The organism is Bradyrhizobium sp. Ash2021, from assembly GCF_031202265.1.
Classification (GTDB): domain Bacteria; phylum Pseudomonadota; class Alphaproteobacteria; order Rhizobiales; family Xanthobacteraceae; genus Bradyrhizobium.
In genome coordinates this window covers 4,647,878-4,673,846 of record NZ_CP100604.1, presented here as the reverse complement: position 1 = coordinate 4,673,846, position 25,969 = coordinate 4,647,878, and the positions used below count along the sequence as shown (strand labels likewise).

The 25,969-nt window shown below is 63.6% G+C and carries 19 protein-coding genes and 1 pseudogene; 6 read left to right on the top strand and 14 right to left on the bottom strand.

The genetic code is table 11. The features are described 5' to 3' along the window. Positions 1-34 precede the first annotated feature (34 nt). The 4 genes from NL528_RS22280 to NL528_RS22265 are packed head-to-tail and all read right to left on the bottom strand — an operon-like array spanning position 35 to position 9,338. Entirely contained in the window at positions 35-3,139 is a 3,105-nt protein-coding gene (locus NL528_RS22280; protein WP_309176608.1) for an efflux RND transporter permease subunit, read from the bottom strand. Continuing rightward, positions 3,139-6,267 carry an efflux RND transporter permease subunit gene (locus NL528_RS22275; RefSeq protein WP_309176607.1) on the bottom strand — a complete coding sequence of 1,043 codons (3,129 nt, stop codon included), beginning with the start codon at positions 6,265-6,267 and terminating at the stop codon, positions 3,139-3,141. Before NL528_RS22275 ends, NL528_RS22280 begins: the two co-directional genes overlap by 1 nt. Positions 6,268-6,319: 52 nt before the next feature. Further along, complete coding sequence (locus NL528_RS22270) at positions 6,320-7,756, bottom strand: efflux RND transporter periplasmic adaptor subunit (RefSeq protein ID WP_309176605.1); 1,437 nt, start codon at positions 7,754-7,756, stop codon at positions 6,320-6,322. Next, on the bottom strand, positions 7,746-9,338 hold the full coding sequence (locus tag NL528_RS22265) for an efflux transporter outer membrane subunit (RefSeq protein WP_375143883.1): 1,593 nt from the start codon (positions 9,336-9,338) through the stop codon (positions 7,746-7,748). The genes NL528_RS22270 and NL528_RS22265 overlap by 11 nt, the downstream gene beginning before the upstream one ends. Before the next feature lie 341 nt (positions 9,339-9,679). Between NL528_RS22265 and NL528_RS47160 the strand changes: the two are divergent. The 4 genes and pseudogenes from NL528_RS47160 to NL528_RS22250 form a co-directional block, all read left to right on the top strand. Continuing rightward, positions 9,680-9,871, top strand: a pseudogene (locus tag NL528_RS47160) (DUF1365 family protein); the annotation flags it as partial. Between the two features lie 76 nt (positions 9,872-9,947). After that, positions 9,948-10,226, top strand: a complete 279-nt coding sequence (locus NL528_RS47155; protein WP_375144068.1) for a DUF1365 family protein — start codon at positions 9,948-9,950, stop codon at positions 10,224-10,226. Positions 10,227-10,282: 56 nt separating this feature from the next. After that, positions 10,283-11,512 (top strand): cyclopropane-fatty-acyl-phospholipid synthase family protein, encoded by a 1,230-nt coding sequence (locus NL528_RS22255; protein ID WP_309184790.1) that lies wholly within the window; start codon positions 10,283-10,285, stop codon positions 11,510-11,512. Between the two features lie 88 nt (positions 11,513-11,600). Then, a complete protein-coding gene (locus NL528_RS22250) occupies positions 11,601-12,641 on the top strand; it encodes a cysteine synthase A (RefSeq protein ID WP_309184789.1) in 1,041 nt (346 codons plus the stop codon). Between the two features lie 147 nt (positions 12,642-12,788). Here the strand turns inward: NL528_RS22250 and NL528_RS22245 are convergent, their stop codons facing one another. Genes NL528_RS22245 through NL528_RS22230 form a run of 4 tightly spaced genes read right to left on the bottom strand, consistent with a single transcriptional unit; the run spans position 12,789 to position 17,303 of the window. Beyond that, positions 12,789-13,529 carry an amino acid ABC transporter ATP-binding protein gene (locus NL528_RS22245; protein ID WP_309184787.1) on the bottom strand — a complete coding sequence of 247 codons (741 nt, stop codon included), beginning with the start codon at positions 13,527-13,529 and terminating at the stop codon, positions 12,789-12,791. A 10-nt stretch (positions 13,530-13,539) separates the two neighbouring features. Then, complete coding sequence (locus NL528_RS22240) at positions 13,540-15,063, bottom strand: amino acid ABC transporter permease (RefSeq protein WP_309184786.1); 1,524 nt, start codon at positions 15,061-15,063, stop codon at positions 13,540-13,542. Then, positions 15,060-16,265, bottom strand: a complete 1,206-nt coding sequence (locus NL528_RS22235) for an ABC transporter permease subunit (protein ID WP_309184785.1) — start codon at positions 16,263-16,265, stop codon at positions 15,060-15,062. Before NL528_RS22235 ends, NL528_RS22240 begins: the two co-directional genes overlap by 4 nt. Positions 16,266-16,286: 21 nt before the next feature. After that, positions 16,287-17,303 carry an amino acid ABC transporter substrate-binding protein gene (locus NL528_RS22230; RefSeq protein WP_309184784.1) on the bottom strand — a complete coding sequence of 339 codons (1,017 nt, stop codon included), beginning with the start codon at positions 17,301-17,303 and terminating at the stop codon, positions 16,287-16,289. A gap of 332 nt (positions 17,304-17,635) precedes the next feature. Between NL528_RS22230 and metC the strand changes: the two genes are divergently transcribed. After that, on the top strand, positions 17,636-18,829 hold the full coding sequence (gene metC / locus NL528_RS22225; protein WP_309184783.1) for a cystathionine beta-lyase: 1,194 nt from the start codon (positions 17,636-17,638) through the stop codon (positions 18,827-18,829). Here the strand turns inward: metC and NL528_RS22220 are convergent, their stop codons facing one another. The 5 genes from NL528_RS22220 to NL528_RS22200 all read right to left on the bottom strand — a co-directional run bounded on the left by NL528_RS22220 (position 18,830) and on the right by NL528_RS22200 (position 22,873). After that, positions 18,830-19,102, bottom strand: coding sequence for a hypothetical protein (locus NL528_RS22220; RefSeq protein ID WP_309184782.1), 273 nt, complete (start codon positions 19,100-19,102; stop codon positions 18,830-18,832). A gap of 32 nt (positions 19,103-19,134) precedes the next feature. After that, entirely contained in the window at positions 19,135-19,452 is a 318-nt protein-coding gene (locus NL528_RS22215; protein WP_309184781.1) for a lipid-A-disaccharide synthase N-terminal domain-containing protein, read from the bottom strand. Beyond that, entirely contained in the window at positions 19,445-20,197 is a 753-nt protein-coding gene (locus NL528_RS22210) for a glycosyltransferase family 2 protein (protein WP_309184780.1), read from the bottom strand. Before NL528_RS22210 ends, NL528_RS22215 begins: the two co-directional genes overlap by 8 nt. 86 nt (positions 20,198-20,283) lie before the next feature. Further along, positions 20,284-21,129 carry a phosphatase PAP2 family protein gene (locus tag NL528_RS22205; protein WP_309184779.1) on the bottom strand — a complete coding sequence of 282 codons (846 nt, stop codon included), beginning with the start codon at positions 21,127-21,129 and terminating at the stop codon, positions 20,284-20,286. 1 nt (position 21,130) lies between these two features. After that, on the bottom strand, positions 21,131-22,873 hold the full coding sequence (locus tag NL528_RS22200) for a glycosyltransferase family 39 protein (protein ID WP_309184778.1): 1,743 nt from the start codon (positions 22,871-22,873) through the stop codon (positions 21,131-21,133). A gap of 149 nt (positions 22,874-23,022) precedes the next feature. On the opposite strand from NL528_RS22200, the gene NL528_RS22195 reads away from it, so the two are divergent. Beyond that, complete coding sequence (locus NL528_RS22195; RefSeq protein WP_309184777.1) at positions 23,023-23,841, top strand: aspartyl/asparaginyl beta-hydroxylase domain-containing protein; 819 nt, start codon at positions 23,023-23,025, stop codon at positions 23,839-23,841. An 11-nt stretch (positions 23,842-23,852) separates the two neighbouring features. On the opposite strand, the gene pbpC is transcribed toward NL528_RS22195, so the two are convergent. Continuing rightward, positions 23,853-25,898: a penicillin-binding protein 1C gene (pbpC, locus tag NL528_RS22190; protein WP_309184776.1), complete on the bottom strand. Its 2,046-nt coding sequence runs from the start codon at positions 25,896-25,898 to the stop codon at positions 23,853-23,855. Between the last annotated feature and the right edge of the window lie 71 nt (positions 25,899-25,969).

Genomic DNA, 25,969 nt, shown 5'->3' with positions numbered 1-25,969 from the left:
ACGCCTTGGGGCCAACAATTCAACTAGAGCCGCCTTATTCCGCCGGCGCCGCCAGCGCCGCCGGTTCGGATCGCCGCCTGAGCCGGTCAATCAGGAGATAGATCACGGGCGTCGTGTACAGCGTCAGGATCTGCGAGACGAACAGGCCGCCGATGATGGTGATGCCGAGCGGCCGGCGCAGCTCGGTGCCGGGGCCGGTGGCAATCGCCAGCGGAATGCCGGCAAACAACGCCGCCATGGTCGTCATCAGGATCGGTCGGAACCGGGCGCTGCACGCCTCGAAAATGGCGTCCGCCGACGACAGATTGCGGTGGCGCTCGGCGTCGAGCGCAAAATCCACGATCATGATGCCGTTCTTCTTGACGATCCCGATCAAGAGGATGATGCCGACGAAGGCGATGATGGTCAGCGGTGTGTTGGTCACCTGCAGCGCCAGCAGCGCGCCAAGACCGGCCGACGGCAGCGTCGAGATGATGGTCAGGGGATGGGCCAGGCTCTCATAGAGCACCCCGAGCACGATATACATTGCCACCAGCGCGCCGAGGATCAGCAGCGGCATGTTGCCGCTGGATTTGTTGAAATCGCCGGCGTTGCCATCAAAGCTGCCGCGAATACCTTCGGGCATATGCAGCTCTTCGACCGCGCGCTGGATATTCGACGTCGCGACCTCCAGCGGCACGTCGGGCAACAGGTTGAACGACACCGTGGTCGATGGAAACGATTGCGAATGAAACACCGCCAGCGCCGACAGCCCGCGCAGGGTGTGAACCACGGCCGATAGCGGCACCTGGACGTCGTTGGCGCCGGCGACGTAGATACGGTCCAGGTTGGACGGATCGTTCTGGAATTTCGGGTCGATCTCCAGGATCACCATGTACTGGTTGCGCTGGGTATAGACGATCGAAATCTGCCGCTGCGAGAACGCGTTGTTCAAGGCGTTGTCGATATCCTGCACGCGTACGCCGAGACTTGAAGCGGTCTTGCGGTCGATCACCAGATTGAGCTGCAGCCCGCCGGGATCGCGGTCAGAGGAAACGTCGGTGATGCCCTCGACCGTCTCCATCCGCTTGGCTACGATCGGCGCCCATTTCTGCAAGAGATCGAGATCGGTGCTCGACAGCGTATATTGATAGTCGGAATCACTTTGCCGTCCGCCGGCGCGGATATCCTGTGCTGCGAACATGAACAGCCGGATCCCCGGAACCATGAACAGGTTCTTGCGCAGACGATCAATTACGAGCTGGGTCGACAGCCCGCCCCGCTCCTCCGGCGGCTTCAGGCTGATGAACATCACGCCGCGGTTGGAGCCGCTGCCGCCCGGGCCGCCGCCATTGCCGAGCGAGGAGCCGACGCCGGCGACCGCAGGATCCGCCATCACGATGTCGGCCAATTGCTGCTGCAGCCCCAGCATCGACTGGAACGAGATGTCGGCGGAGGCGCGTGTCGCCCCGATCACGAAACCGCTGTCGTCGACCGGGAAATAGCCCTTGGGGGTCTTGATATAGAGCGTCACCGTCAGCGCGATGGTCGCAAAAAACACGACCAGGGTCAGCAACGGAAAGCCCAGCACCACCCGTAGCGTCCGCGCGTAGAACGCAACGATGCCCGACAACGTGCCCTCGACAACCCGGTCGAACCAGGTCGCATGGTCGGAGGTCGCCTCCTTGATGTAATGGGCGCAGATCATCGGCGTGATCGTGAGCGACACCACGGTCGAGACCACGATGGCAAAGGTCAGGGTCAGCGAGAATTCGCGCAGCAGCCGGCCGACGATCCCGTCCATGAAGATCAGCGGCGTGAAGGCGGCGATCAGCGACAGGCTGATCGACAGCACGGTGAAGCCGATCTGCTTGGCGCCTTCCAGCGCCGCCGCAAACGGCGCCATGCCGTGCTCGAGGTTGCGGTACATGTTCTCGATCATCACGATGGCGTCGTCGACCACGAAGCCGACGGAGATCGCCAGCGCCATCAGCGACAGATTGTCGATCGAGAATCCGGCCAGCCACATGCCGGCGCAGGTGCCGGCCAGCGCCAGCGGCACCGAGACGCCGGCCGCAATCGTCGGCGTCAGCCGGCGCAGGAAGGCGAACACCACGACCATCACCAGGAACGCGGTCGCCAGCAGCGTCAGCTGCATGTCCTGGACGCTGGCGCGGATGGTTCCGGTGCGATCGACCAGCGTCGAGATCTCCACGCCCCCGGGAAGCCATTCCTTCAACTCGGGGATCAAGGCGCGGACGCGGTCGACGGTTTCGATGACGTTGGCGTCGCCCTGCTTGGTGATCTGGATCAGCACCGCCGGCTGTCTGTTGAACCAGGCGATCGAGCGGCTGTTGCGCACCGCGTCTTCCACTTCCGCCACATCGGAAAGCCGGACGAAATTGCCGCCCGAACTCTTGACGATGATGTCGCGGAATTCGGCCGCCGTGCGCATCTGCTTGTTGATCGACAGCGTCTCGCTCTGGCGCCCGCCGTTGAAGATGCCCACCGGCCCCAGCGGATTGGCATTGATGATCGCGAGCCGGACGTCGTCGGTCGCGATCCCCGCATTCGACAGCGCGACCGGATTGAGTGCGATGCGTACCGCCGGCTGGTCCGCACCGCTGACGGTGACTTCGCCGACGCCCGGAACCTGCGAGATGCGCTGCGCGATCACGGTGTCGGCCGCGTCATACATGGCGCTTGTCGTCAGCGTCTTCGAGGTCAGCGCCAGCACGAAAACCGGCGCCGCCGCCGGGTTGGCTTTGCGGAATTTCGGCAACGACGGCAGATCGCTCGGCAAATCGGCCAGCGAGGCGTTGATCGCGGCCTGCACGTCGCGCGCGGCACGGTCGATGTTGCGGCCGATCCCGAATTGCAACTGGATGCTGGTGTTACCGAGCGAACTCGTCGAGGTGATCTGGTCGATACCGGCGATCTGGCCAAGGCGCCGCTCCAGCGGGGCTGCGACCGTTGACGCCATCACCGAAGGGTCCGCACCCGGACGCGTCGCGGACACCCGGATCATCGGAAAATCGACATTGGGAACCGCCGAGACCGGCAGGAAGATGTAGGCGACGATGCCGACCAGAAAGAGCCCGATCGCCAGCAGCGTGGTGCCTACCGGCCGGCGAATGAAGGGCTCCGAGATCGATGCCATTACTGCATCCCCTCGGTGGCTCCCGCCACGGGCGGCCCCTGGGGTCCCGGCTCGGGCACCGCCTTCTCGATGCGGCGGTTGATGCGATCGAGCGCCAGATAGATCACAGGCGTTGTGTAGAGCGTCAGCAACTGGCTCACCAGCAACCCGCCGATGATGGAAATACCCAGCGGGAAGCGCAGCTCGGCGCCGGTGCCGCTCTGGACCGCCAGCGGCAGCGCGCCGAACAAGGCGGCCAGCGTCGTCATCATGATCGGGCGAAAGCGCAGCAGGCAGGCCTGCACGATTGCGTCCGTCGCGGACATGCCCTTGTGCCGTTCGGCTTCGAGCGCGAAGTCGATCATCATGATCGCGTTCTTCTTGACGATGCCCATCAGAAGAATAATGCCGATCAGGCCGATCACCGAGAGATCCTGGCCGAACAGCATCAACGCGAGAATGGCGCCGACACCGGCCGATGGTAGCGTCGAGAGAATGGTGATCGGGTGAATGTAGCTCTCATAGAGCACACCGAGCACGATATAAATGGTGACGATCGCCGCCAGAATCAGCCACGGCTGTCCGGCCAGCGACTTCGAGAACTCGGCCGCGTCGCCGGCATAGACGCCGACGATGCTGCTGGGCATGCCGATCCGAGACTCGATCGACTTCACGGTTTCGACCGCGTCGCCCAATGACTCGCCGGGCGCAAGGTTGAAACTGAGAGAGACGGCCGGAAACTGCGCCTGATGCGAAATTGCCAGCGGCGCGGTGGTCCGCGTCAAGGTCGCTACCGCCGACAGCGGCACCTGGGCGCCGGCCGCGCCGGGCAGATACAGCTTTGACAGCACGCTGGGGTCGCGCTGGTACATCGGCAACGCCTCCAGCACCACGCGATACTGGTTGGCCTGGCCGTAGATGGTCGAAATCTGCCGCTGCGCGAACGCATCGTTCAAGGTGTCGGTGACGCCCTGGAGGTTGACGCCGAGCTGCCCGGCGCGCTGGCGATTGATGTCGAGCGCTGCGCGCAGGCCGCCCTCCTGGCCCTCCGACGAGACGTCGCGGAACAGCGGATCCCGGCGCATTTCGGCAACCAGTCTGTTGGACCACAGCGTCACTTCGGCAGCGTCGGTCGCGGTCAGCGTATACTGATATTGCGAGCGGCTGGACTGGGTCGAGATCTGCACGTCCTGCACCGGCTGGAAATAGATGGTCATGCCGGGAATCGATGCCGTCTTTTGCTTCAACCGCGCGATCACGGCCGAAACATCGTCGCGCCGCTCGCCACGCGGTCGCAGCGTCATGACCAGGCGGCCGACATTGGTGGTCGGGTTGACCGACCCCGCGCCGATCACGGAAACGACGCCGATGACGTCGGGATCAGACTGGATGGCGGCCGCGGCGGTGGTCTGCCGGCTTTGCATCTCCGCGAAGGAAACGTCGGGACCGGCCTCGGTCACCGCGGTGATGGACGCGGTATCCTGCAGCGGCAGGAAACCCTTCGGCGCAATCACATACATCAGCAGGGTCGCGGCAATGGTGGCGAACGTCACCAGCAAGGTCATGCGCTGGTGCCGGAGCACCACCAGCAGCGTGCGATGGTAGAACGCGACCATGCGATCGATGCCGCGGCTGACGGCCGCCAGTCCGGGAACCGTCATCTCCTCGCCGACATGCTTCAGCAGCCGCGAGCACATCATCGGCGTCAGCGTCAGCGAGACGATTGCCGAAGTCACCACCGCGATGGTCAGGGTCAGCGCGAATTCGCGGAACATGCGTCCGACCAGCCCGGACATGAACAACAGCGGGATGAACACCGCGATCAGCGACACCGTCAGCGAGATCACGGTAAAGCCGATTTCACTGGCGCCCTTGAGCGAGGCCTCCATGACGGATTCGCCGCCTTCCATATGGCGCACGATGTTCTCGATCATCACGATCGCGTCGTCGACCACGAAACCGGTGCCGATCGTCAGCGCCATCAACGACAGATTGTCGAGGCTGAAGCCCGAGAAATACATGATGCCGAAGCTCGTGATCAGCGACAGTGGCAGCGCCACGCCGGCGATCAGGGTGGCGCGCAGCGAGCGCAGGAACAACAGCACCACCAGCGTCACCAGCACCACGCTGAGAATCAGCGTGAACTGCACGTCATGCACGGAGGCGCGAATGGTGACGGTGCGGTCGGAGACCACGGTCAGATTGACGCCGGCCGGGATCGCGCGCTGCACCTTGGGAATCTCGGCGAGGATCTGGCGGACCACCTCGATCACATTGGCGCCCGGCTGCCGCTGGATATCGATGATCACGGCCGGCGTGCCCTGGTACCAGCCGCCGGTGCGGTCGTTCTCCAGCCCGTCGACGATGACGGCGACGTCGCCGATGGTGACGGGGGCGCCGTTGCGATAGGCGATGATGACCGGCTTGTAGGCCTCGGCGGCCGCGATCTGATCGTTGGCGGCAATGGTGTAGGCCTGTTGCGCGCCGTCGAGCGAGCCCTTCGGCCCCGACACATTGGCGCCGGCGATGGCGTTGCGAAGGTCCTCCATCGCGATGCCATAGGCCGCGAGCCGCGCCAGATCGGCCTGCACCCGCACCGCGGGCTTCAGACCGCCCAATATCGCGACGCGGCCGACGCCGGAAATCTGGCTGAGGCGCTGGCCCAGGATCGTGTCGGCGATATCGCTCATGGTGCGCAGCGAAATCGTCTCCGACGTCAGCGCCAGTGTCAGCACCGGCGCATCCGCCGGATTCACCTTGGCGTAGGTCGGCGGGTACGGCAGGGTTCTCGGCAGGATTCCGGCAGCGGCATTGATCGCGGCCTGCACGTCCTGGGTGGCGCCGTCGATGTCGCGGTTGAGATCGAACTGCAGCGAAATCTGGCTAACGCCGAACGAACTCGTCGACTGCATCGTCGACAGCGACGGTATCTGTCCGAGCTGGCGTTCCAGCGGTGCTGTGATCAGCGACGCAATTACGTCGGGGCTGGCGCCCGGCAATTGCGTCGTCACCTGCACGGTCGGAAAATCGACCTGCGGCAGCGCCGACACCGGCAACGCCCAGTAGCCGAGCGCGCCACCGATCAACAGCGCGATCCCCAGAAGCGAGGTCGCGATCGGCCGGCGGATGAACGGTTCAGAGACGCTCATGTTTGCGTACTCATGGCTGCAGGGTCAGATTGTCAGGCGGCGAACGCTTCGGTCACTGCGACTTCGCTGCGCCGCCCGGCGGCTCGCTCCCCGGCGGTGCCGCCCCGGTCTGTGCTTTTTGATCGCCCTCGCCCTTCTTGCCGCGGCGCTCGCCTTGACCATCCTTGGCTTGGCCGTCTTTGGCTTGGCCGTCTTTGGCTTGGCCGTCTTTGGTCTGGCCATCCTTGGCCTGGACGTCCCGGCTGCTGCGTTTCTTTTTCGGTGCGAGATCGGCGGCCGGCGTCTGCTCGTCCTTGCCGATGATGACCTTGGCGCCGTCGGACAGATTGGCAAAGCCGGTCGTCACCACGCGGTCGGTGGTCGAAAGCCCGCTCGCGATCACGGCGTCGGTTTCGTTCTGCTGCGTCACCACGACCGGTTTCGCCGTGACGATATTGTCGCCGCCGATCACGTAGCTGAAGGTTCCCGCCGGGCCGCGCTGCACCGCCGACGTCGGCACCACGACCGCCTTCGGCAGCGTCTCGACCTTGAGGCGGACATTGACGAATTGCCCCGGCCAGAGCTGGAAATTGCCGTTGGGGAATTCGGCCTTGAGCCTGAGCGTGCCCGTAGTGGGATCGACTTGATTGTCGATGCCGGTCAATTTGCCGGTATCGACAACGGTCACCCCGTCATTGCCGAACACATCGACCGCGAGCACGCCTTTGGCGGAGGCGGCGTTGACCCGCACGATCTGTTGCTGCGGCAGGCTGAACCACACCGCGATCGGCTGCAACTGGGTGATGATGACGAGACCGGTCGCATCCGCTGCGTGGATGATATTGCCCTGGTCGACCTGACGCAGACCGGCGCGGCCCGACAGCGGCGCGACGATCTTGGTATAGCCCAGCGTAGCCGTCGCATTGTCGATCATAGCCTGGTCGGATCTCACCAGCGCTTCCTGCTGCGCGACGACCGCCTTCTGCGTATCGGCCTGCTGCTTTGACCCGGCATTTGACGTGGCGAGCTGCTGATAGCGCGCCAGATCGATTCGCTGGTTGGCGAGCAGCGCTTCATCCTGCGCCTTCTTGGCGACGGCCTGATCGTAAGCCGCCTTGTACAACACGGGATCGATCTCGCCGAGCACGTCGCCCTTCTTGACGTCCTGCCCCTCGACAAAGTTTACCGCGATCAGTTTGCCGTCGACCTGGGCGCGCACGATCACGTTGTTGAGCGCGCGAACCGAACCGACGCCGTCGATATAAACCGGGACGTCCTGGATGCGCGGCGTCGCGGCCAGCACCGGCACCGGGAGATCGGGGCGAGCTCCTGGCCCGTTGGCGGCCGGCTTTTTCTGCTGGAATGCGAGCCAGCCGATATAGCCGAGCCCGCCGAGGATCACGAGGGTCACAGTCAGCGAGACCATGCGCTTGAGAATGCGCGACACCAAGCTCGGCTTGCGCGCACCGCCGATTTTCGTGTCGTCCTTTTGTTCCGGCTTAAAGAGCATTGACCGGCTTCTCCATTCTCGGCTCCCAGCCGCCCCCCAGCGCCTGATACAGGCTGACGATCGCGAGCAGCCGGGCCAATTGGGCCTGCCACAGCACATCCTCCGCCTGGAATAACGTCAGTTGCGTATTTAGCACAGTTACGATGTCGGCGGTTCCGGCCCGTAACTGCTGCTCGGACAATTCAAAGGCCCGCTTCGAGGCCGCCAGTACGTCGCGTTGCAGCCGCAGCTTGATGGTGGTCTGGCGGATCGACATCAGCGCAGTGTCGACGTCGGCGAAAGACTGGACCACGGTCTTGCGATAGGTCTGCAGCAGCTCATCCTGCCTCGCCTTGTTGAATTCGAAATTGCCGAGGATCCTTCCGCCGTCGAAGATCGGCTGGGTCGCGCTGCCGACCAGGCTGAAGAACGCCGCGTGCGGCTGGAACAGCGCCGACAACGCCGAGCTTTGATAGCCGCCCTGCCCGGTCAACTGAATGCTCGGGAAAAATTGCGCGCGCGCGCTGCCGACATTGGCCGTCGCGGAGGCGAGCTGCGCTTCCTGCCGCCTGATATCCGGGCGCTGCGTCAGCAATTCCGACGGCAGGCCTGGCGTGACCCGGGGGATGGCGATCTGGTTGAGTGAGCCGCCGGCGACGCGCACGGCTTCAGGAGGCCGCGACACCAGCGTCGCCAACGCGTTGATATTCTGGTCGAGCGTTTGCCGCAGCGGCGGCACCGACGCGCGCTGATTGGCGAGCACGGCCTCCTGCTGCGCGACATCGAGGTCGGTGCCCGTCCCCGCTTTCAGCCGATCCTTGATGGCATTGAGAATGCGCGTGGCACTGGCGATATTGCGTTCGGCGGTTCGAATCCGGTCCTGGGCGGCCAGCACCTGGAAATAGGCATTGGCAACCGTCGTCAACGTGGTCAGCGCCACCACGTCGCGATCGAATCGATTGGCGACTGAGGTCTCTTCGGCGGCCTGGGCGGCGTCGCGGTTCTGGCCCCAGAAATCCAGCTGATAACTGGCGCTGAGCGAGGCCGAATAGTTGACGGTCTCGCGGCCGCCATTGGTCAAGCCGCTGGCGCTGGAGCCAGAGATGCGGGAATAGGCTTCCTGCCCGGCGCCACTGAGGCTCGGCAGCAATGCCGCACCCGCGATCCGTGCTTGCGCGTCGGCCTGGACGAATCGCGCGGTGGCGGCCGCGATATCCAGATTGACCGTCTGGGCTTCCTCCATCAACTGGGTCAGTTCAGGCGAACGAAAGCCGCGCCACCAGTCCAGCGTCGGCAGTGCATCGGTCGCAGCCGTCAGCCGGGCCGCCTTGTAGCCGCCGGGAACGTCGAGCGCCGGATCGGGAATATCCTGGGTCAGGATGCAGCCCGCGGAACTGGCGACAAGGCCAAGGACCGCGAGCGATCGCACCAGGCTGCCGCAGGGAATGCGGGCAAGCCAGCGGTCGACCGCAGCACCCGGAACGGCCTTGCTCACACCCGTTCTCCACCGGGCAAATCCCGACGCGGCATGCGATGAACGCTTGTTTCGATGGCCTGCGACCCGTTCACGGGGGTGATGCTTCCGTTGGAACCGAACTGTCATAGTACCCGTGGGATCAGGGCGCGGACAGCCCCGTCCAGCCTTCAGCAATGTTCAGACAAAACCGACATCTCGACGGAAAAAACTCAGTTTCCCTTATTTCACAGGCCTTGGAGCGAGGTTGGGACGTCCGCACGTAGCGGAATCTTACGAAGATTTCATGGGGGTTTTCCCCTATTCCGGTGGTCGAAATCCGTCCCTCCCTGGCGAAATCGTGCCAGCGGCCGATTTGAAACTCCGGGGGCCCCGGATCGTATCTTGGGGCACATCGGAGGGGGCGGAATGCGAGTCGCGGTTATTGGGACGGGAATTGCCGGCAATGCCGCGGCCTGGACCTTGTCGAAATGCTATCCGGTCACCGTCGGCTGCTCGGTTACACCTTCAATCCGTTGTCGATGTATTTCTGCTACCGCGCCGACGGCGAACTGGCGCTGCTGATCTAAGAGGTGCGCAACACCTTTGGCGAACGCCACGCATACGTGCTTCCCGTGAACGAAGGAAGAGACGCCGGCGTGCGTCAAAGCCAGGAAAAACTGTTCTACGTCTCGCCCTTCATCGAGATGGCGATGCGCTACCATTTCCGGGTCTCGCCGCCGGGGGGACAGCATCCGGTTGCGGATCCTGGAAACCGACCGCGACGGCCCCCTGCTCGCTGCAACTTTCAATGGCCGCCGCCGCGCCCTGAACACGGCGGGGTTGCTGCGATCGGTATTCGCGCTGCCGCTGGTGACGCTGAAGATCGTGGCGGCGATCCATTGGGAAGCGCTGCGGCTCTGGCTCAAGGGCGTGCGGCTGGTGCCGCGTCACAACGCTGCCTCCAATACCCGCTTGGCGATTCGCAAAAGCAACCATTATACTTCGGCGGCGCTGTCTGCCCGCGGCAAGAAGTGAAGTCAGGTCAATCGACCGTGGCACGCCCGGGTCAACCGCCGTTCGATGGATCGCCCATGCCCGAGTTGATTTCGGTCACATCGGAAACCGTAGACGCGGTGCTCCCCGAGTTGCCCCGCGTGGTCCGGCTCGCGCTTGGCTTCGGCGCGAAGCTGCGGCACGGCACCCTCGAAGTGACCCTGCCCGACGGGCGCACCGTCAGACTGGGCGGCAACGGGCCGGGACCGGCGGCCGCCATGAAGGTCTACGATTTCGGCTTTGCGTCGCGGCTGCTCCGCAGCGGCGACATCGGCATTGCGGAAGCCTATCTGCGCGGCGAATGGGACACGCCCGATCTGACGCAATTTCTCTATCTCTTCTGCGTCAACCAGGACTGGATGCAGACGATTCTGGTCGGCAAGCCGCTGGTGCGCACCTTGCAGACCATCCGGCACTGGTTCAACCGCAACACCCGGCGGCAGGCGCGGCGTAACATCTATGCCCATTACGACATCGGCAACGCCTTCTATTCGGCCTGGCTCGATCCGAGCATGACCTATTCCTCGGCCCTGTTCGAGGACGGCACCGCGGATTTGACGGCGGCGCAAAACAACAAATATCGCCGGCTTGCCGAAGCGATCGACCTGCAGCCCGGCCAGAAGCTTTTGGAGATCGGCTGCGGATGGGGCGGCTTCGCCGAGTTCGCCGCCAAGACGTTTGGCGCGAAGGTGGTGGGATTGACGATCAGCCGGGAGCAGCGCGATTTTGCGCAAGCGCGCATTCAGAAAGCCGGTCTCAACGACCAGGTCGAGATCCGCCTGCAGGACTATCGCGACGAGCGCGACCGCTACGACCGGATCGCTTCGATCGAGATGATCGAGGCGGTCGGCGAGCAGTTCTGGCCGAAATATTTTTCACAGTTACGCGACCGGCTGCTGCCCGGCGGTCTCGCCGGTATTCAGGCCATCACCATTCAGGACAGTTTGTTTCAGACCTATCGGCGCGAAGTCGACTTCATCCAGCGCTACGTCTTCCCCGGCGGCATGCTGCCCTCGCCGCAGGTCCTGAAGTCACTTGGCGAGCGGTTCGGCGTTCCCGTCATCCGCGAGCGCATTTTCGGGCAAGATTATGCCAAGACGCTCGCGATCTGGCGAAGCAATTTCCGCGCAGCCTGGCCGCATCTGATGCCATCAGGTTTTGACGACCGGTTTCGCCGGCTGTGGGAATATTACCTCGCGTATTGCGAGGCCGGCTTCCTGTCCGGAAATATCGACGTGCGCCAGGTTGTGTTCGCGAAATCCAGCTAGTTTCGCCGCACTGCAAAAGGCTTCCACTTTTGCTGTTCGCGCTCTAGGGTCGCGCCGGATTTCACAGACTGGCAAAGATTCCCCTGACATGACCTTCAATAAAGACGTCGTCGAGGCGATCGGAAATACACCGCTCATCAAGTTGAAACACGCATCCGAAGCGACCGGTTGCACGATTCTCGGCAAGGCGGAATTCATGAATCCCGGCCAGTCGGTGAAGGACCGCGCCGGCAAATGGATGATCCTTGAGGCCGAGAAGCGCGGCGAACTCAAGCCCGGCGGCCTGGTGGTCGAATCGACCGCGGGTAATACCGGAATTGGGTTGGCGGTCGTCGCCAGCGCGCGGGGTTACCGGACCTTGATCGTGATTCCGGAAACCCAAAGCCAGGAAAAGAAAGACATGCTGCGGCTGTGCGGCGCCGAACTGGTCGAAGTGCCGGCGCTGCCTTACGCCAATCCCAACTCTTACCAGCATGTCGGCAAAAGGCTGGCCGACCGCTTGCGCAAGAGCGAGCCGAATGGCGTGCTGTTCGCCGATCAATGGAACAATCTCGATAACGCCAAGGCGCATTACGAATCGACCGGTCCGGAAATCTGGAACCAGACCAACGGCAAGCTCGACGGCTTCATCTGCTCGGTCGGCACCGGCGGCACGCTCGCCGGCATCAGCCGTTACCTGAAGGAAAAGAACAAGGGCATCGTCGTCGCCTGCGCCGATCCGCATGGCGCCGGGATGTATGAATGGTTCAAGCACGGCCAGGTCAAAGTAACGCCGGGCGGATCGATCACGGAAGGCATCGGGCTCAACCGCGTCACGCCCGTGATCGAGACTGCTGAGGTCGATGATGCCTTCCTCATCCCGGACGAGGAAGCCGTGCCGGTCATTTTCGACCTGCTTGAGCACGAAGGCCTTTGCCTCGGCGGCTCGACCGGCATCAACGTCGCAGGCGCGATCCGGCTCGCCAAGCAGCTCGGTCCCGGCAAGACCATCGTCACCATCCTCGCTGATTCCGGCAACCGCTATCAGACAAAGCTGTTCAATCCGGAATTCATGCGCTCGAAGAATCTGCCGGTGCCGGAATGGCTGGAGAAGCGCAGCAAGATCGAGGTGCCGTTCGAGAAGGTGTGAGCGCAGAATTGCGTCTTTCAACGTCATGGCCGGGCTTGTCCCGGCCATCCACGTCTTTCTTTCGCGTGTGATGCAAGAACGTGGATGCCCGGGACAAGCCCGGGCATGACGAGTAAATGGATCACGTTTCCAAAAAATTGGTGATCGTCACCGCAAAATCTGGCTGAGGAACAGTTTCGTCCGCTCGTGCTCTGGATTGGCGAAGAAATTTCCGGGCGTGTTCGATTCGATGATCTGCCCGGCATCCATGAACACGATGCGGTTGGCGACTTCCCGCGCAAATCCCATTTCGTGGGTCACGACCAGCATGGTCATGCCTTCTTTTGCAAGGTCGACCATGGTGTCGAGCACTTCCTTGACCATTTCAGGGTCGAGCGCCGAAGTCGGTTCGTCGAACAGCATCACCTTCGGGTTCATGGTCAGCGCGCGCGCAATCGCCACGCGCTGCTGCTGGCCGCCCGACATCTGGCCGGGAAACTTGTTGGCCTGGTGCGGAATCTTGACGCGCTCAAGATATTTCATCGCGGCGGCTTCGGCATCCTTCTTCGGGATGTTGCGCACCCAGATCGGCGCCAGCGTGCAGTTGTCGAGCACGGTCAAATGCGGAAACAGGTTGAAGCTCTGGAACACCATGCCGACCTCGCGCCGGACTTCGTCGACCCGGCGCAGATTAGGCCCGAGATCGATGCTGTCGACCACGATCTTGCCTTCCTGGAATTCCTCCAGCGCATTGATGCAGCGGATCAGGGTCGATTTGCCCGAACCTGAGGGGCCGCAGATCACGATGCGCTCGCCCTTGCCGACGTCGAGGTTGATGTCGCGCAGCACGTGAAAATCGCCGTACCACTTGTTGAGGCCATTGATGCTGACGATCGGGATCTCGCTCATGATGTTTTACTCAGTTGCGACGGTGTGCGTTCAGCCGGTTCTCGACGAACAGCGAGTAACGCGACATGCCAAAGCAGAAGGTAAAATAGATCAGTCCGGTGAAGGCAAAGCCGGTGAACAGCGTCGTCGGCGTCGACCAGACGGGATCACTGAAGGAAGCCCGGAGCGATCCGAGCAGGTCGAACAGCGCCACAATCGAGACCAGCGAGGTATCCTTGAACAGCGCGATGAAACTGTTGACGAGGCCGGGGATGACGTGGCGCAGCGCCTGCGGCATTACGATGAGCGCCGTGGTCTTCCACCAGGACAGGCCGAGCGCGCTTGCCGCCTCGCCCTGCCCGCGCGGGATTGCCTGCAGCCCGCCGCGGATCACCTCGGCCTGATAGGCGCCGGCGAACAGCGCAATCCCGATCAGGGCGCGCATCAATCCGTCGATGGTGAAGCCGGTCGGCACGAACAGCGGCAGCATATAGGTCGCAAAGAACAGCACCGTGATCAGCGGCACGCCGCGCCAGAATTCGATGAAGGCGATCGAAAAGATCCGGATCAGCGGGATGGTCGAACGCCGGCCGAGCGCCAACGCGATGCCGACCGGCATCGACGTGACGATGCCGGTCACCGACACCACCAGCGTCACCAGCAGGCCACCCCACAGCCTTGTGTCGACGACAGCTAGCCCGCCATGGTCGAGGCCCATCACCGCGATCACGATTCCGAGGCCGGCAAAGATCGCAAGGCTGACGATGAGCGCGCGCCAGCCGCTGCGAACGCCGCCGCTGAGGAGAAACAGCACGGTCGAAACGATGATGGCGGTGGCGGCAAAGTCAGCCCAGACCGGCCGGCCGGCCATCTGGATCTGGTCGCGCAGCCAGGTCAGTGGCCAAATCAGCCAGGAAATCATGGTGCTGAGCAGGACGATCAGTTTGCCGAGCAGCCACAGCAACGGTCCGATCACGGCGGTCGCCTCGCCGGCAGCCGCGAGCTTCTTGCCGCCTTCACCGATACTGTCGTTGAACCCGGATAGAAGGCCGGCGGTCCAGCTCACGCCAAGACCGTCGAGGCCGCCGCCATGCAGCAGGAAGAAGCCGACGACCGGAAAGGCGAGGAAAAACAGGCAGGCGTTGAGGCCCTTGGCCGGCAGCCGCGGAATCAACAGCGGCAGCAGCAAGATCGCGGCCATAATGAACGTCAAATTCACGCGCCAGCGCTCCGGCTCCGGATAGAATCCGTAGATGAACTGGCCGAGTTTTGCCTGCACGAACGGCCAGCACGCGCCGACCGCGTGCCCCACATTTTCGGCGAGGCAGGCGTTGCGGTCCGTCCCGCTCCAGACCGCGTCGATCAGCAGGAATCTCAGCGCGGGGACGACGACGAACCAGAGCAGAAGCACGCTCACGACCGTGATCAGGATGTTGGTCGGTGAATTGAACAGGCGCGTGCGCAGGAAACCGACAAAGCCGGTGGTCTTCACCGGCGCCGGGCGTTCGGGAACGAGGTCCTGGCGGACGAATGATGGCGCGATGATATCGCTCATGGCGCAAGGCTCCGGCCAAGCCGCCAACCATAGAAGCTCATGATCGCGCTGGTGATCAGCGAAATCAAAAGATAGACGCCCATGGTGATGCCGATGATTTCAATCGCCTGCCCGGTCTGGCTCAGCGTCGTTCCCGCAAACACCGAAACCAGGTCGGGATAGCCGATCGCGACCGCCAGCGACGAGTTCTTGGTGAGGTTGAGGTACTGGTTGGTGAGCGGCGGCAGGATCACGCGCATGGCCTGCGGGATCACGATCAGGCGCAGCACCGAGCCGCGCTGCAGCCCCAGCGAAGAGCCGGCTTCCATCTGGCCCTTGTGGACGGACTGGATGCCGGCGCGCACGATCTCGGCGATGAAGGCCGCGGTATAGGTCGACAGCGCCAGCGTCAGCGCCACGAATTCCGGAATGACGCGCGAGCCGCCGGCAAAATTGAACCCCTTGAGGACAGGTACCTCAAACGATACCGGTGCGCCAAAGATCAGCGCGGTCAGCAGCGGCAGGCCGATCAACAAGCCCAACGCATAGGGCCAAACCTTGATCACCCTGCCGCTTTCGAACAGCGCCCGGCGGGAATAACGCCACAACCCAATCGCCGCCACGATCGCAATCACGACGGCAATGACGAAAGGTTCGAAGCCGGGATTGCCGATCGGTTTCGGAATCACCAATCCACGATTGGAGAGAAAGAAACTGCCGAATATCGAGATACTCTGCCGCGGATTGGGCAGGGCTGCGAGCACCGCCAGATACCAGAACAGGATCTGGAACAAGGGCGGCAGATTGCGCACCAGTTCGACATAGCCGCCGGCGATGCGCGCAAACAGCCAGTTCGGCGACAACCGGCCAAGCGCGACGATAAATCCGATCAAGGTGGCGAAGAAAATGCCGATCACCGAGACCAGCAGCGTGTTGAGCAGACCGACCAGAAAAACCCGCGTGTAGGTATCCGATCCGGAATACGGGATCAGGTTCTGGCTGACGTCAAATCCGGCCGTGTTGGCCAGGAAGCCAAAGCCCGCGGTGATCCGCTGCGCCTGCAGATTGGCGCGGGCATTGGCGACGATTTCGTAGGCGATCCAGGCCAACACCGCCACGAACAGGATCTGGACGACGAAGCCGCCCCACCCCGCCCGTCCCCCAAGCGCGCGCTGCAGTTTGGCTACAAACTGCGGCGGCGGTTTTCGGGGTTCGATGGCCATCGCGCGGCTCGCGCGGTGCGATCAGCGGATCGGCGGCGCGTACTGAATGCCGCCCTTGTTCCAGAGCTGGTTGAGACCGCGGGCGATCCCGAGCTTGGAGCCGGCGCCGACGTTGCGGTCGAAGGACTCGCCGTAATTGCCGACCGCCTTGATGATGCGCGACACCCAGTCCTTGGTCAGCCCGAGCTGTTCGCCGAGATTGCCGTCGGTGCCGAAGGCGCGCTTCAGATCCGGCTTGTCGGATTTGGCCATTTCATCGACGTTCTTCTGGGTTACGCCGAGCTCTTCGGCGTTGACCATCGCAAACAGCGTCCACTTCACAATGTCGAACCACTGATCGTCGCCATGGCGGACCATCGGCCCGAGCGGCTCCTTCGAGATCACCTCGGGCAACACGGCGTGGTCGGCCGGATTGGCGAGCTTCAGGCGTTCGGCATAAAGCTGCGAGACATCGGAGGTAAAGACGTCGCAACGTCCGGATTCATAGGCCTTGACGGTTTCGTCGGCGGTGCCGAAGGCGATCACCTCATACTTCATGTTGTTACCCTTGAAGTAGTCGGCGAGATTCTGTTCCGTCGTGGTCCCGGTCTGCACACAGACCGATGCGCTGTTCAATTCCAGCGCGGAATTCACCTTCAGCGACTTCTTCACCAGAAAGCCCTGGCCGTCATAATAGGTCACGCCGGTGAAGTTGGCGCCGAGCGAGGTATCGCGCGACAGCGTCCAGGTGGTGTTGCGCGAGAGCACGTCGATTTCACCCGACTGCAGCGCCGTGAAGCGGTCCTTCGCTGACAACGGCACGAATTTGACCTTGGTCGCGTCATTGAAGACCGCCGCCGCAATTGCCCGGCAGACATCAACGTCGAGCCCGGTCCAGTTGCCCTTGTCGTCCGGGGACGAGAAACCCGGCAATCCCTGGCTCACGCCGCAGGAGAGCATGCCCCGGTCCTTGACCGTCTTGAGGGTTTGCGCCGAGGCAGCCTGGGCCGAAAGGCCGGCGGCGATGGCAATTGTAACAACCAGAGATACGCGTTTCATGGGCAAGGCCTTTCAAGGGTCGTCCGGGAACGTCTGTTAATTTTCGCCTGACGCTATTGGGCCAACCCCATGATCTCTTGCTGAAAACGCAGATTTGACCGGCAGTTTGACGTGCGATTCGGTCAAGCAATGGATCAAAGGTCGCGGCAGGCCCCTCAACGTGCGCGACTGGATAGTTGCGACGCATCACAGAACGACTGGCGATCCGGGTCAAGGGGTTGACGGCTGACTTCTGTGTCTTGTTATTAACAAAACCGGCCGGGCCCCGCCGCCAGGCGGCCTATGAGAGACACGTAGCGGCTGCGGCAAAACGTCTTTGGGTAACGCAACGCATGAGTTTTTCGAACGACGGACCGTCCAACCCGCAAAAGGCCGAAACCCGTCTGGTGACGGCGGGCCGTGACACCAAGGCCCAGAAGGGGTTTGTCAATCCCGCGGTCTTCCATGGTTCCACCGTGCTGTATCCGACCGCGGAGGACCTGCACGCCCATCGCGGCGAGTTCCAGTACGGGCGCCACGGCACCCCGACCACCCGGGCGCTGCAGGACGTGCTGATAGCGCTGGAGGGCCCGCAATGCGCCGGCGTCGGCCTGGCGCCGTCGGGCCTCGCTGCGATCACCACCACGCTGCTCTCGGTGCTCAGCGCCGGCGATCATCTCCTGGTGTGTGACAACGTCTATCGGCCCACGCGGAATTTCTGCAACGGCATGCTCGCCCGCTTTGGCGTCGAGACGACCTATTTCGATCCGCTGATCGGCGGCGGCATCGAACGATTATTCAAGCCGAATACCAAAGCGGTGCTGGTCGAAGCGCCCGGCTCGCAATCCCTGGAGATGCCCGACATCCCCGCCATCGTCGCTGTGGCGCATGCACGCGGCGCGCTCGTCATCGACGACAATACCTGGGCGACGCCGCTCTATCATCGCTCGCTCGATCAGGGCGTCGACATCAGCATGCAGGCCGCGACCAAATATATCGGCGGCCACTCCGACATCATGTTCGGCACGATTTCGGCCAATGCGAAAGCCTGGCCGCAGCTGGCCGAAGGCATCCGGCTGCTCGGCGTCTGCGCCGGGCCGGATGACGTATTCCTGGCGCTGCGCGGCATGCGCACGCTTGCGGTGCGGCTGGCGCAGCATCACAAGTCCGGCCTGGAGATGGCGCGCTGGCTCGCGACGCGGCCGGAGGTGATGCGGGTGCTGCACCCTGCCCTCGAAACCGATCCCGGCCACGCCATCTGGAAGCGCGACTTCACCGGCGCATCCGGCCTGTTCAGCATCGTCCTGAAACCGGCGCCGCAGCACGCGGTCGACGCCATGCTCGACACAGTCAAATTGTTCGGCATGGGCTTTTCCTGGGGCGGTTTTGAAAGCCTCGTCATTCCCTTCGACTGCAACCTCTATCGCACGGCCACCAAATGGGCGCCGGGCGGCCCGACGCTGCGGCTCCACATCGGGCTTGAGAATGTCGAGGATCTGAAGGCCGATCTCGATCGCGGCTTTGCGGCGTTCAACGCGGCGCGATAATCAATCGCCGGCGGAGGCTGCCATTGCGGCGTGCGTGCGCTGCAATCCCTGCCGCGTCTTCGCCAGCAGATCGCGACCGGCGTCGGTGGCTTCAATCGATAGCTGGCCGTCGAGGCGGCAGCGCTGCACCAGCCCCTGATCGATGGCGTCTTCCCAGATGGTCAGGCGCGGACAGCTTGTCTTCCACGCCTCCATCACCTCGGAATAGCGTCGCGGGCTGACCGCGATCCATTCCACGAAATCAAGCACAAGCGCGTCGGGACTGTGACTCATGGCGCTACGATAGCACTTGCGGCCCGCAACGCCTAGGACTCGGCGGCAGCCTGCCGTCCGTTGGCGATGATGAAATAGAGGTTACGCAGGTAGACCACGAGGCCGAATGCCTGCCCCGCAATGAAGACGGGATCCCGGCGATACAGCGCATAGATCAGCAGTAGCACGCCGCCGCCGATCGAGAAGAACCAGAACGCCACCGGGACCACGCTTTTGCGGGCGCGTTCGGACGCAATCCATTGCACCAGGAAACGCGCGGTGAAAAAGCCCTGCGCGATGAATCCGAGCACGACCCAGGCGTCGAATTTGATGATGAAAACATCGTGTAGATAGTTGAGTATGTCAGTCATGAGGCGTCACCTCGGTCGCAACAGGGGTCCGCTTCTTGCGGCGGATCAGCCACCATACACCGGCAAGATCCATGATCCCGATCCATAGCCGGTCGAAGAATCCGTAATTTGACATGCCGGAATGGCGCGGGCGGTCGATCACGTCGACATAGGCGATATCGAAACCTTCGCGGCGCATCAGCGCCGGCAGGAAGCGATGCAGTCCGTCGAAATAAGGCATCGACAGGAACGCTTCGCGCGGGAAGGCCTTCAGCCCGCAGCCGGTATCACGGGTGCCGTCGCTCAGGATCGCGCTGCGCACGGCGTTGGCGATACGTGACTGCATTTTCTTGAAGCCGGTGTCCTTGCGTCCCACCCGCTGGCCGGCGGCAAGACCGACGCGGCCGCCGCCATTCTCGATCGCCAGGATCAAATCAGGCAGGAATGCAGGATTGTTTTGCCCGTCCCCATCGAGCGTTGCCACGATGGCGCCGCGCGCGGCGCGAACGCCGCTGCGCACCGCCGCCGATTGTCCGGTCGAATTGGCATGCCGAAGCTGCCTGAGATTTGGGCGCTGCTTCATGATCGCGGCAAGCCGCTCGGCGGTCGCATCGGTCGAACCGTCATTGACGTAGATGATCTCGTAGGCCCAGCGGCCGTCGAGCGCGCCTGTGATTTCGGCAATCAGCGGCGCGACGTTATCCGCCTCGTTGCGCACGGGCACAACGATGGAAACGGTCACCGCAGCGGTGTCGGAAGCAGGCAAATCGGCACTCTCGGCTTGGTTTTTGCTTGAGTTGGGTTTGAATCCGGCTGGAACCGCATGGTCCGGCCGGTCGCGGCGTCCGCTTATTATGGGGCGAAAGCCCCCCGGGCAACCCTTTTGAGGCGCCCTGGCGAGGGTCCGGTCAGCGCCACAATGCTGCCGTCCCGATGGATCGCAAAGCCCAGCCGGCGGGCCGCAAACCAGTACCGCACGGCCATCGCGCCGGTGATACCGACCAGTGCCCCGGCAACGACGTCACTGGGGTGATGCGCCAGCAGCACAAGGCGGGTTGCCGCGATCACGAGCGCGTAGGCGATCATCGCGATCCGCGCCCGCGGCCAGATGGCGGCAACGGCGAACGCCAGCGCAAAGGCCGTGGTCGCATGCCCGGAGGGAAAGCTCGAATAGGCCTCGGTGCCGGCGAAGTGCGAAAAGTTGAAGGCGTTGGCGTGGCCGCCGACGAACGGCCGACCGCGGCCGACGATCCATTTGATCAATTCGCTCGTGAGAACCGACACCAGCACGGCAAGAAACACGAATTGCAGACGGGTCCCCAAACCCAGCAACAGCGATCGCTGGATTCCCCGCAGCCCCGGTGCAACGACCGCGACCGCGATCAACAGCCCGCCCAGCGCCCCCAGCACGTAAATATCCTTGCCGAAATCGGTCAGGATCCGAACCGACCAAAGACCGGGGCTGCCGCGCGGCGGCATCAAACCGATCTCGCGCACGTCAAGCACATACATCAGCGTGACGATGGCGACGCCGACGATGGCCATCAGCAGCACGACATGACGCGCGGACCGCCGCGCGGCTTCCGCGCGGCGTGAATGCGACGGCGCGCGCACGATCTGGGCAAGCGATAGCCGTGCAAGCGTGCCGAGGCGCCAAAAATAATTTGCGGGTTCGCCGGCGGTTGAAAGCGAGGACATTTTATTCCGTGCCCTCGGAACGGAAGATGGCGATCGAAACCGCCCGGCCCTGCGAAATGTTATAGCCGTCGATGCGGGTCGGCGCGTTGTAGCGCAGCCCGATGGCTTCGGCGCGCTGGATAAAACTCCGTTCGGTGCGCGATTCCACCAGTGCGAACCGGCAACTGCCCCGCGCCAGAAAATCCGCCGCACCGGATCCATCGGTCAGCAGGGTGTCGGTGCCAGTCATGAAGACCAGGCTCGGCTCCTGAAAGCCCGCCGCCGCGGCTTTGGGTCCGACGCAGACCACATTACGCAGCGCGCGCGCCACTTCGGCGCTCGGAAACAGCGTCGTCAGCGACGGTATCACCACGCCATAGACTCCCGCCGCCAACAGCGCCGCGGCAAGAACCGCGTTCAACAGCGACCGCTCGGCGCGGCTCTCTTCGAACAGCCACCAGGCGACGAGGCCGAAGATCATCGCCACGGCCAGAAGCGGCCATGCCGGAAACACCGGCTGATGCGTCAGCTTGATGGCGCCGACGATGGCAATCACCGAAGCGATCGCCGGGATCGCGAACCACCAGGCCGCGCCGCGGATCAGCCAGGATCGCGACAGCACGCGCCGTTCCAGCGCGCCGACGGTCAGGATCGCAATCGCCGGATAGAGCGGCAGCACGTAATGCGGCAGCTTGGTCAGCACGGCTTCGAAGACGATCCAGGACGGGATCAGCCACGCCAGCAGAAATTGCGCGCCCGGCTCCCGCCGCGCCCGCCAGACCGCCGGTGCCGCCATCCCGGCGAGCGGCGCGCCCGGCCAGAACGTCACCCAGAACAGCAGCAGATACAGTCCGGGCGGCGCGCCATGGGATTCCTGCGCGGCGAGCTTGCTCAACATGTCGCCGCCGATCGAATCGGCGAAAAATGCGTCGCCCGCGCGCCAGAAGATCGCGACGAACCACGGCAGCACGAGAACCAGCAGCCACGTCAGGCCCCATACCGGCCGCATGCGCCACAGCCAGACCGCCGAGCGGTCGAGGATCGCGAGCACCGCGATGGTCAGCCCGACAAACATCAGGATCAGCGGCCCCTTGAGCAGGATGCCGCCGGCCAGCGCGGTCCAGAAAATCGCCGGCGAGCTCCATGGCGGATGCGCCGGATCCTCGCCGCGTTGCCAGGACAGATACACCCGCGCCATCGCGCCCATCGCGGCGACGACGGTGAGCAGCAGCATCGCATCGGTCTTCGCCAACCGCGCCTCGCCGCCGAGCAGAACGCAGCTGCAGATCATCAGCGCGGCCAATGCCGCCCCGCGCCGTGTCACGAAGGCGAGCGCGGTCCAGTAGGTCAGCAACACCGCGCCGATCGCGCCGATCAGGGAGGGCACACGGTAAAGCCAGATGCGCAGCTGTGCCCGCGGCAGGCCCAGCTGTGATGCGGTTTCGACTGCGGCCGATTGCAGCCAGTAGATGCCGACCGGCTTCTTGTAGCGGACATCGTCCTGAAAGCGGATGTCGACGAAATCGCCGGTTTCGACCATTTGCTTGGTCGCCTGCGCGAACCGCGCCTCATCCCGGTCGATCGGCGGAATGGTGAAAAAGCCGGGCAGGAAAAATACCAGCCCGACCAGTGTCAGGAACACCATCGCGCGCAGATGACTGGCCGTGGCGAAGTCGAACGCGGCGAGCAGCCTGCGGCTGGAATTCGCAGGTTTCACAGACTGTTGGCCTGCTCCAAAACGCCTGACCTGGACGGGTTCAACCATCTTGTTCGCATACGATGAAACCGCACTGCAAACAACACCACAGTTCCATCTAATCCGCGGTCTCCCCGACCTTGTCCGGCCGCCGGGGAAGTTTTAAGAGAGCGTTAAGGGCGACAGGCGCCCGACCCCTCAAACGTGGCGCTAATAAGATGGCAATCGGTGACTACATCAGCCGCAAGCGCGCACGGCGTTTCGCTATCGCCCTGATCGTGCTGGTTCCGGCGCTGTATTTTGCGCCCTATGTGACGCTGTTCTTCATTGCCTGCGGCGCGCTCGATATCAGTCGCCATTTCAAGGTCACGCCCGAGATGGCCGAGAAGTATTTTCTCGGCAACGGTATTCCGACCTGGCTGCTGTCCCCGATCAACCTGTTCGCCGACATGCTGTCGGCGCGCAACCTCGGCATGTACCGGCTGGAGGATCTGCCGGCGGAGCACCGCGCCGAGATCGAGGCCTGCGTGAAGGCTTTTGTCGACAATGGCGACCTGATCAAGGCCCGCGTCTCCGAAGTGCTCGGCGACAAGAAGCGCGGCATGCTGACGTTCAAATGGTACGCCAAACAGCAGGACATCACGGTGCGGATTCCCGCCTTCGAGCAGGAATATCGCTACATCAAGACCATCGCGGTGTCGGTGTTCAACACCCGCGAAAAAACCTCATGGCATTTCGGGCCGCTGCGCCTGACCTTCCGGGTGCTGTACAATCTCGATCCGGTCGACAGCGATCAGGTCTTCATCAATGTCGACGACAAGACCCATTTCTGGAACAAGCAGCCGCTGTTCGTGTTCGACGACACGCTGTTCCATCGCTCCGTGAACGACGTCGACCAGGCGCGCTACTGCCTGTTCATGGACATCGTGCGGCCCAACCATCTGCAGCCCGTATTCGACGCCGCCGTCGCCGCTGCCGCGCTGGTCGCATCCTCGTTCAAGACGGTTTTCTACAAGAACTGGTCGTTTATTCGCTGAGCTGCGGATAATCACTGCACCCGGATCACGACGGTATCCGCGGCACCCGTCGCATCGATCACGGTCAACCGCGCAAAACCCGGTCCGGGCGGATCGATCAGGCGCTGGCGGCGGCTGTCGATATCGCCGACGGAAACGCCGTTCACCATCATGGTCAGCGGCAGCACGCCGCCGGCGATTTTGACCGGCATCGCCGCGAACCGGCCGTCATTTGATCGATCGACGTCGATCCGCGAGCCGTTCAATGGAAACTGGATGTGCGGCGCCTGCTCGCTGCCGGTCCGCACCAGTTCTCCGACAGCGCGGAACCGCCGCAGCGGCAGCGGTAGTTTGGCGTTGCTCGCGAGCAGCGCCCCCTTCGGCGGCTTCGGCAGGGCTGCGGGGATTTTGCCGGTACGCGCAAACGCGTCGAACAGGATCGGCGCTGCGGCAGTGCGGCCGACCAGCCCCGGCACCGGCGCGCCGTCGGGGCGCCCGACCCAGACGCCGATGGTGATGCGGCCGTCGAAGCCGACCGACCAGGCGTCGCGATAGCCGTAACTGGTGCCGGTCTTGAACGCGATCCGGTTGTGCACGCCGTTTTCCGGCGGCGGGGTGCCGATCAGGACATTGCCGACCTGCCAGGCCGCGGCCTGATCCATCAGGCGCAGGGGATCGCGCTCGTCCTTGGCCAGCATGATCTCGCGCAGCGGCCGCGTGGTGCCAAGCAGCGCCAGCCCGGAATAGAGTTGTGCCAGATCCTGCAAGGTGACGCCGACGCCGCCGAGTCCCATGGCGAGCCCCGGCGCTTCGTCCTTCGGCAGCACCAGATTGCCGCCGGCCTGCTTCAGCCGGGACGACAGCCGGCTGGCGCCGACGCGGTCGAGCAGCGCGATCGCGGGCACGTTCAGGGAAAGCTGCAACGCCTTGCGCACCGGCACCGTGCCCTGAAAGGTCATGTCGAAATTTTCCGGCGCGTAGGTGCCGAAGCGGATCGGCCGGTCGTCGATCAGGCTTTCCGGATGCACAAAACCGTCTTCGAACGCGAGGCCATAGATGAACGGTTTCAGCGTCGATCCGGGCGAGCGCAGCGCGCGGGTCATGTCGACCTGCCCGGCCCGCCGTTCGTCGAAATAATCCGGCGAGCCGACCCGGGCCAGCACGTCGCCGCTTTCATTGTCGACGGCGATTAACGCTATCGAAATGTTCGGCCCCTGCGCAATCGCACGGTCGCGCGCCAGCGTCTCCAGCGCTTTCTGCAGGCTCGAATCCAGCGTCAGCCGGATGACGGGCGTATCCTTCATGATCGCGATCGCCGTATCCGAAGAATGCGGCGCCAGGATCGGCATCTGCTTGCGCAGCCGTGGCACCGGGATCGCCCGGGCTTGAACCGCATCGTCCGCCGAGATGATCTGGTCTTCCACCATGCGGTCGAGCACGCGATCCCGCGCCGCGCGCGCGTGATCGGGGTAACGGTCCAGCCGCCGCGTTTCCGGCGATTGCGGCAGCGCCACCAATAGCGCGGATTCCGCCAGCGACAGCCGTTTCGGTTCCTTGCCGAAATAGGCGATCGAGGCGGCGCGCACGCCTTCGAGATTGCCGCCGAACGGCGCCAGCGCCAGATAGAGATCGAGGATCTCGTCCTTGTTCAATTGCCGCTCGATCTGAAACGCGCGCACGACCTGGCGCAGCTTGGCGTAAACCGAGCGTTCGCGCCGCGGCTCCATCAGCCGCGCCAATTGCATCGTGATCGTCGAGCCGCCGGAGACGATGTGGCCGCGGGTCACGAGTTGAAAGGCCGCGCGGCCGAGCGCCAGCGGATCGACGCCGCCATGCGAATAGAAGCGCCGGTCCTCGTAGGCGAACAGCAGTTTCAGATATCCGGGATCGATGGCAGTTTTGGCATCGACCGGCAACCGCCAGCGGCCGTCCGCCAGGGCGTAAGCGCGCAGCAGTTTGCTGTTGCGGTCGACGATGGTGGTGGAGACTTGCCTGGCTTGATCGAGGGGCAGCGGGCCGAGGGCGTAGACCCAAGCGGCGAAGGCGCCGGCAATGATCAGGCCGGCGACGGCCGACATAGCCGCCGCCCTCTTGGTCCGCCGCCACCGATGTCCGTTGTTCGCCGCCGGCGCTATGGTCGCCTCCCCGT

Excerpts from the sequence above, each read along its gene's own strand:
- NL528_RS22280 (WP_309176608.1), bottom strand. The coding sequence starts at position 3,139 with ATGGCATCGATCTCGGAGCCCTTCATTCGCCGGCCGGTAGGCACCACG.
- NL528_RS22275 (WP_309176607.1), bottom strand. The coding sequence starts at position 6,267 with ATGAGCGTCTCTGAACCGTTCATCCGCCGGCCGATCGCGACCTCGCTT.
- NL528_RS22270 (WP_309176605.1), bottom strand. The coding sequence starts at position 7,756 with ATGCTCTTTAAGCCGGAACAAAAGGACGACACGAAAATCGGCGGTGCG.
- NL528_RS22265 (WP_375143883.1), bottom strand. The coding sequence starts at position 9,338 with ATGACAGTTCGGTTCCAACGGAAGCATCACCCCCGTGAACGGGTCGCA.
- NL528_RS22255 (WP_309184790.1), top strand. The coding sequence starts at position 10,283 with ATGCCCGAGTTGATTTCGGTCACATCGGAAACCGTAGACGCGGTGCTC.
- NL528_RS22250 (WP_309184789.1), top strand. The coding sequence starts at position 11,601 with ATGACCTTCAATAAAGACGTCGTCGAGGCGATCGGAAATACACCGCTC.
- NL528_RS22245 (WP_309184787.1), bottom strand. The coding sequence starts at position 13,529 with ATGAGCGAGATCCCGATCGTCAGCATCAATGGCCTCAACAAGTGGTAC.
- NL528_RS22240 (WP_309184786.1), bottom strand. The coding sequence starts at position 15,063 with ATGAGCGATATCATCGCGCCATCATTCGTCCGCCAGGACCTCGTTCCC.
- NL528_RS22235 (WP_309184785.1), bottom strand. The coding sequence starts at position 16,265 with ATGGCCATCGAACCCCGAAAACCGCCGCCGCAGTTTGTAGCCAAACTG.
- NL528_RS22230 (WP_309184784.1), bottom strand. The coding sequence starts at position 17,303 with ATGAAACGCGTATCTCTGGTTGTTACAATTGCCATCGCCGCCGGCCTT.
- metC (WP_309184783.1), top strand. The coding sequence starts at position 17,636 with ATGAGTTTTTCGAACGACGGACCGTCCAACCCGCAAAAGGCCGAAACC.
- NL528_RS22220 (WP_309184782.1), bottom strand. The coding sequence starts at position 19,102 with ATGAGTCACAGTCCCGACGCGCTTGTGCTTGATTTCGTGGAATGGATC.
- NL528_RS22215 (WP_309184781.1), bottom strand. The coding sequence starts at position 19,452 with ATGACTGACATACTCAACTATCTACACGATGTTTTCATCATCAAATTC.
- NL528_RS22205 (WP_309184779.1), bottom strand. The coding sequence starts at position 21,129 with ATGTCCTCGCTTTCAACCGCCGGCGAACCCGCAAATTATTTTTGGCGC.
- NL528_RS22200 (WP_309184778.1), bottom strand. The coding sequence starts at position 22,873 with ATGGTTGAACCCGTCCAGGTCAGGCGTTTTGGAGCAGGCCAACAGTCT.
- NL528_RS22195 (WP_309184777.1), top strand. The coding sequence starts at position 23,023 with ATGGCAATCGGTGACTACATCAGCCGCAAGCGCGCACGGCGTTTCGCT.
- pbpC (WP_309184776.1), bottom strand. The coding sequence starts at position 25,898 with ATGTCGGCCGTCGCCGGCCTGATCATTGCCGGCGCCTTCGCCGCTTGG.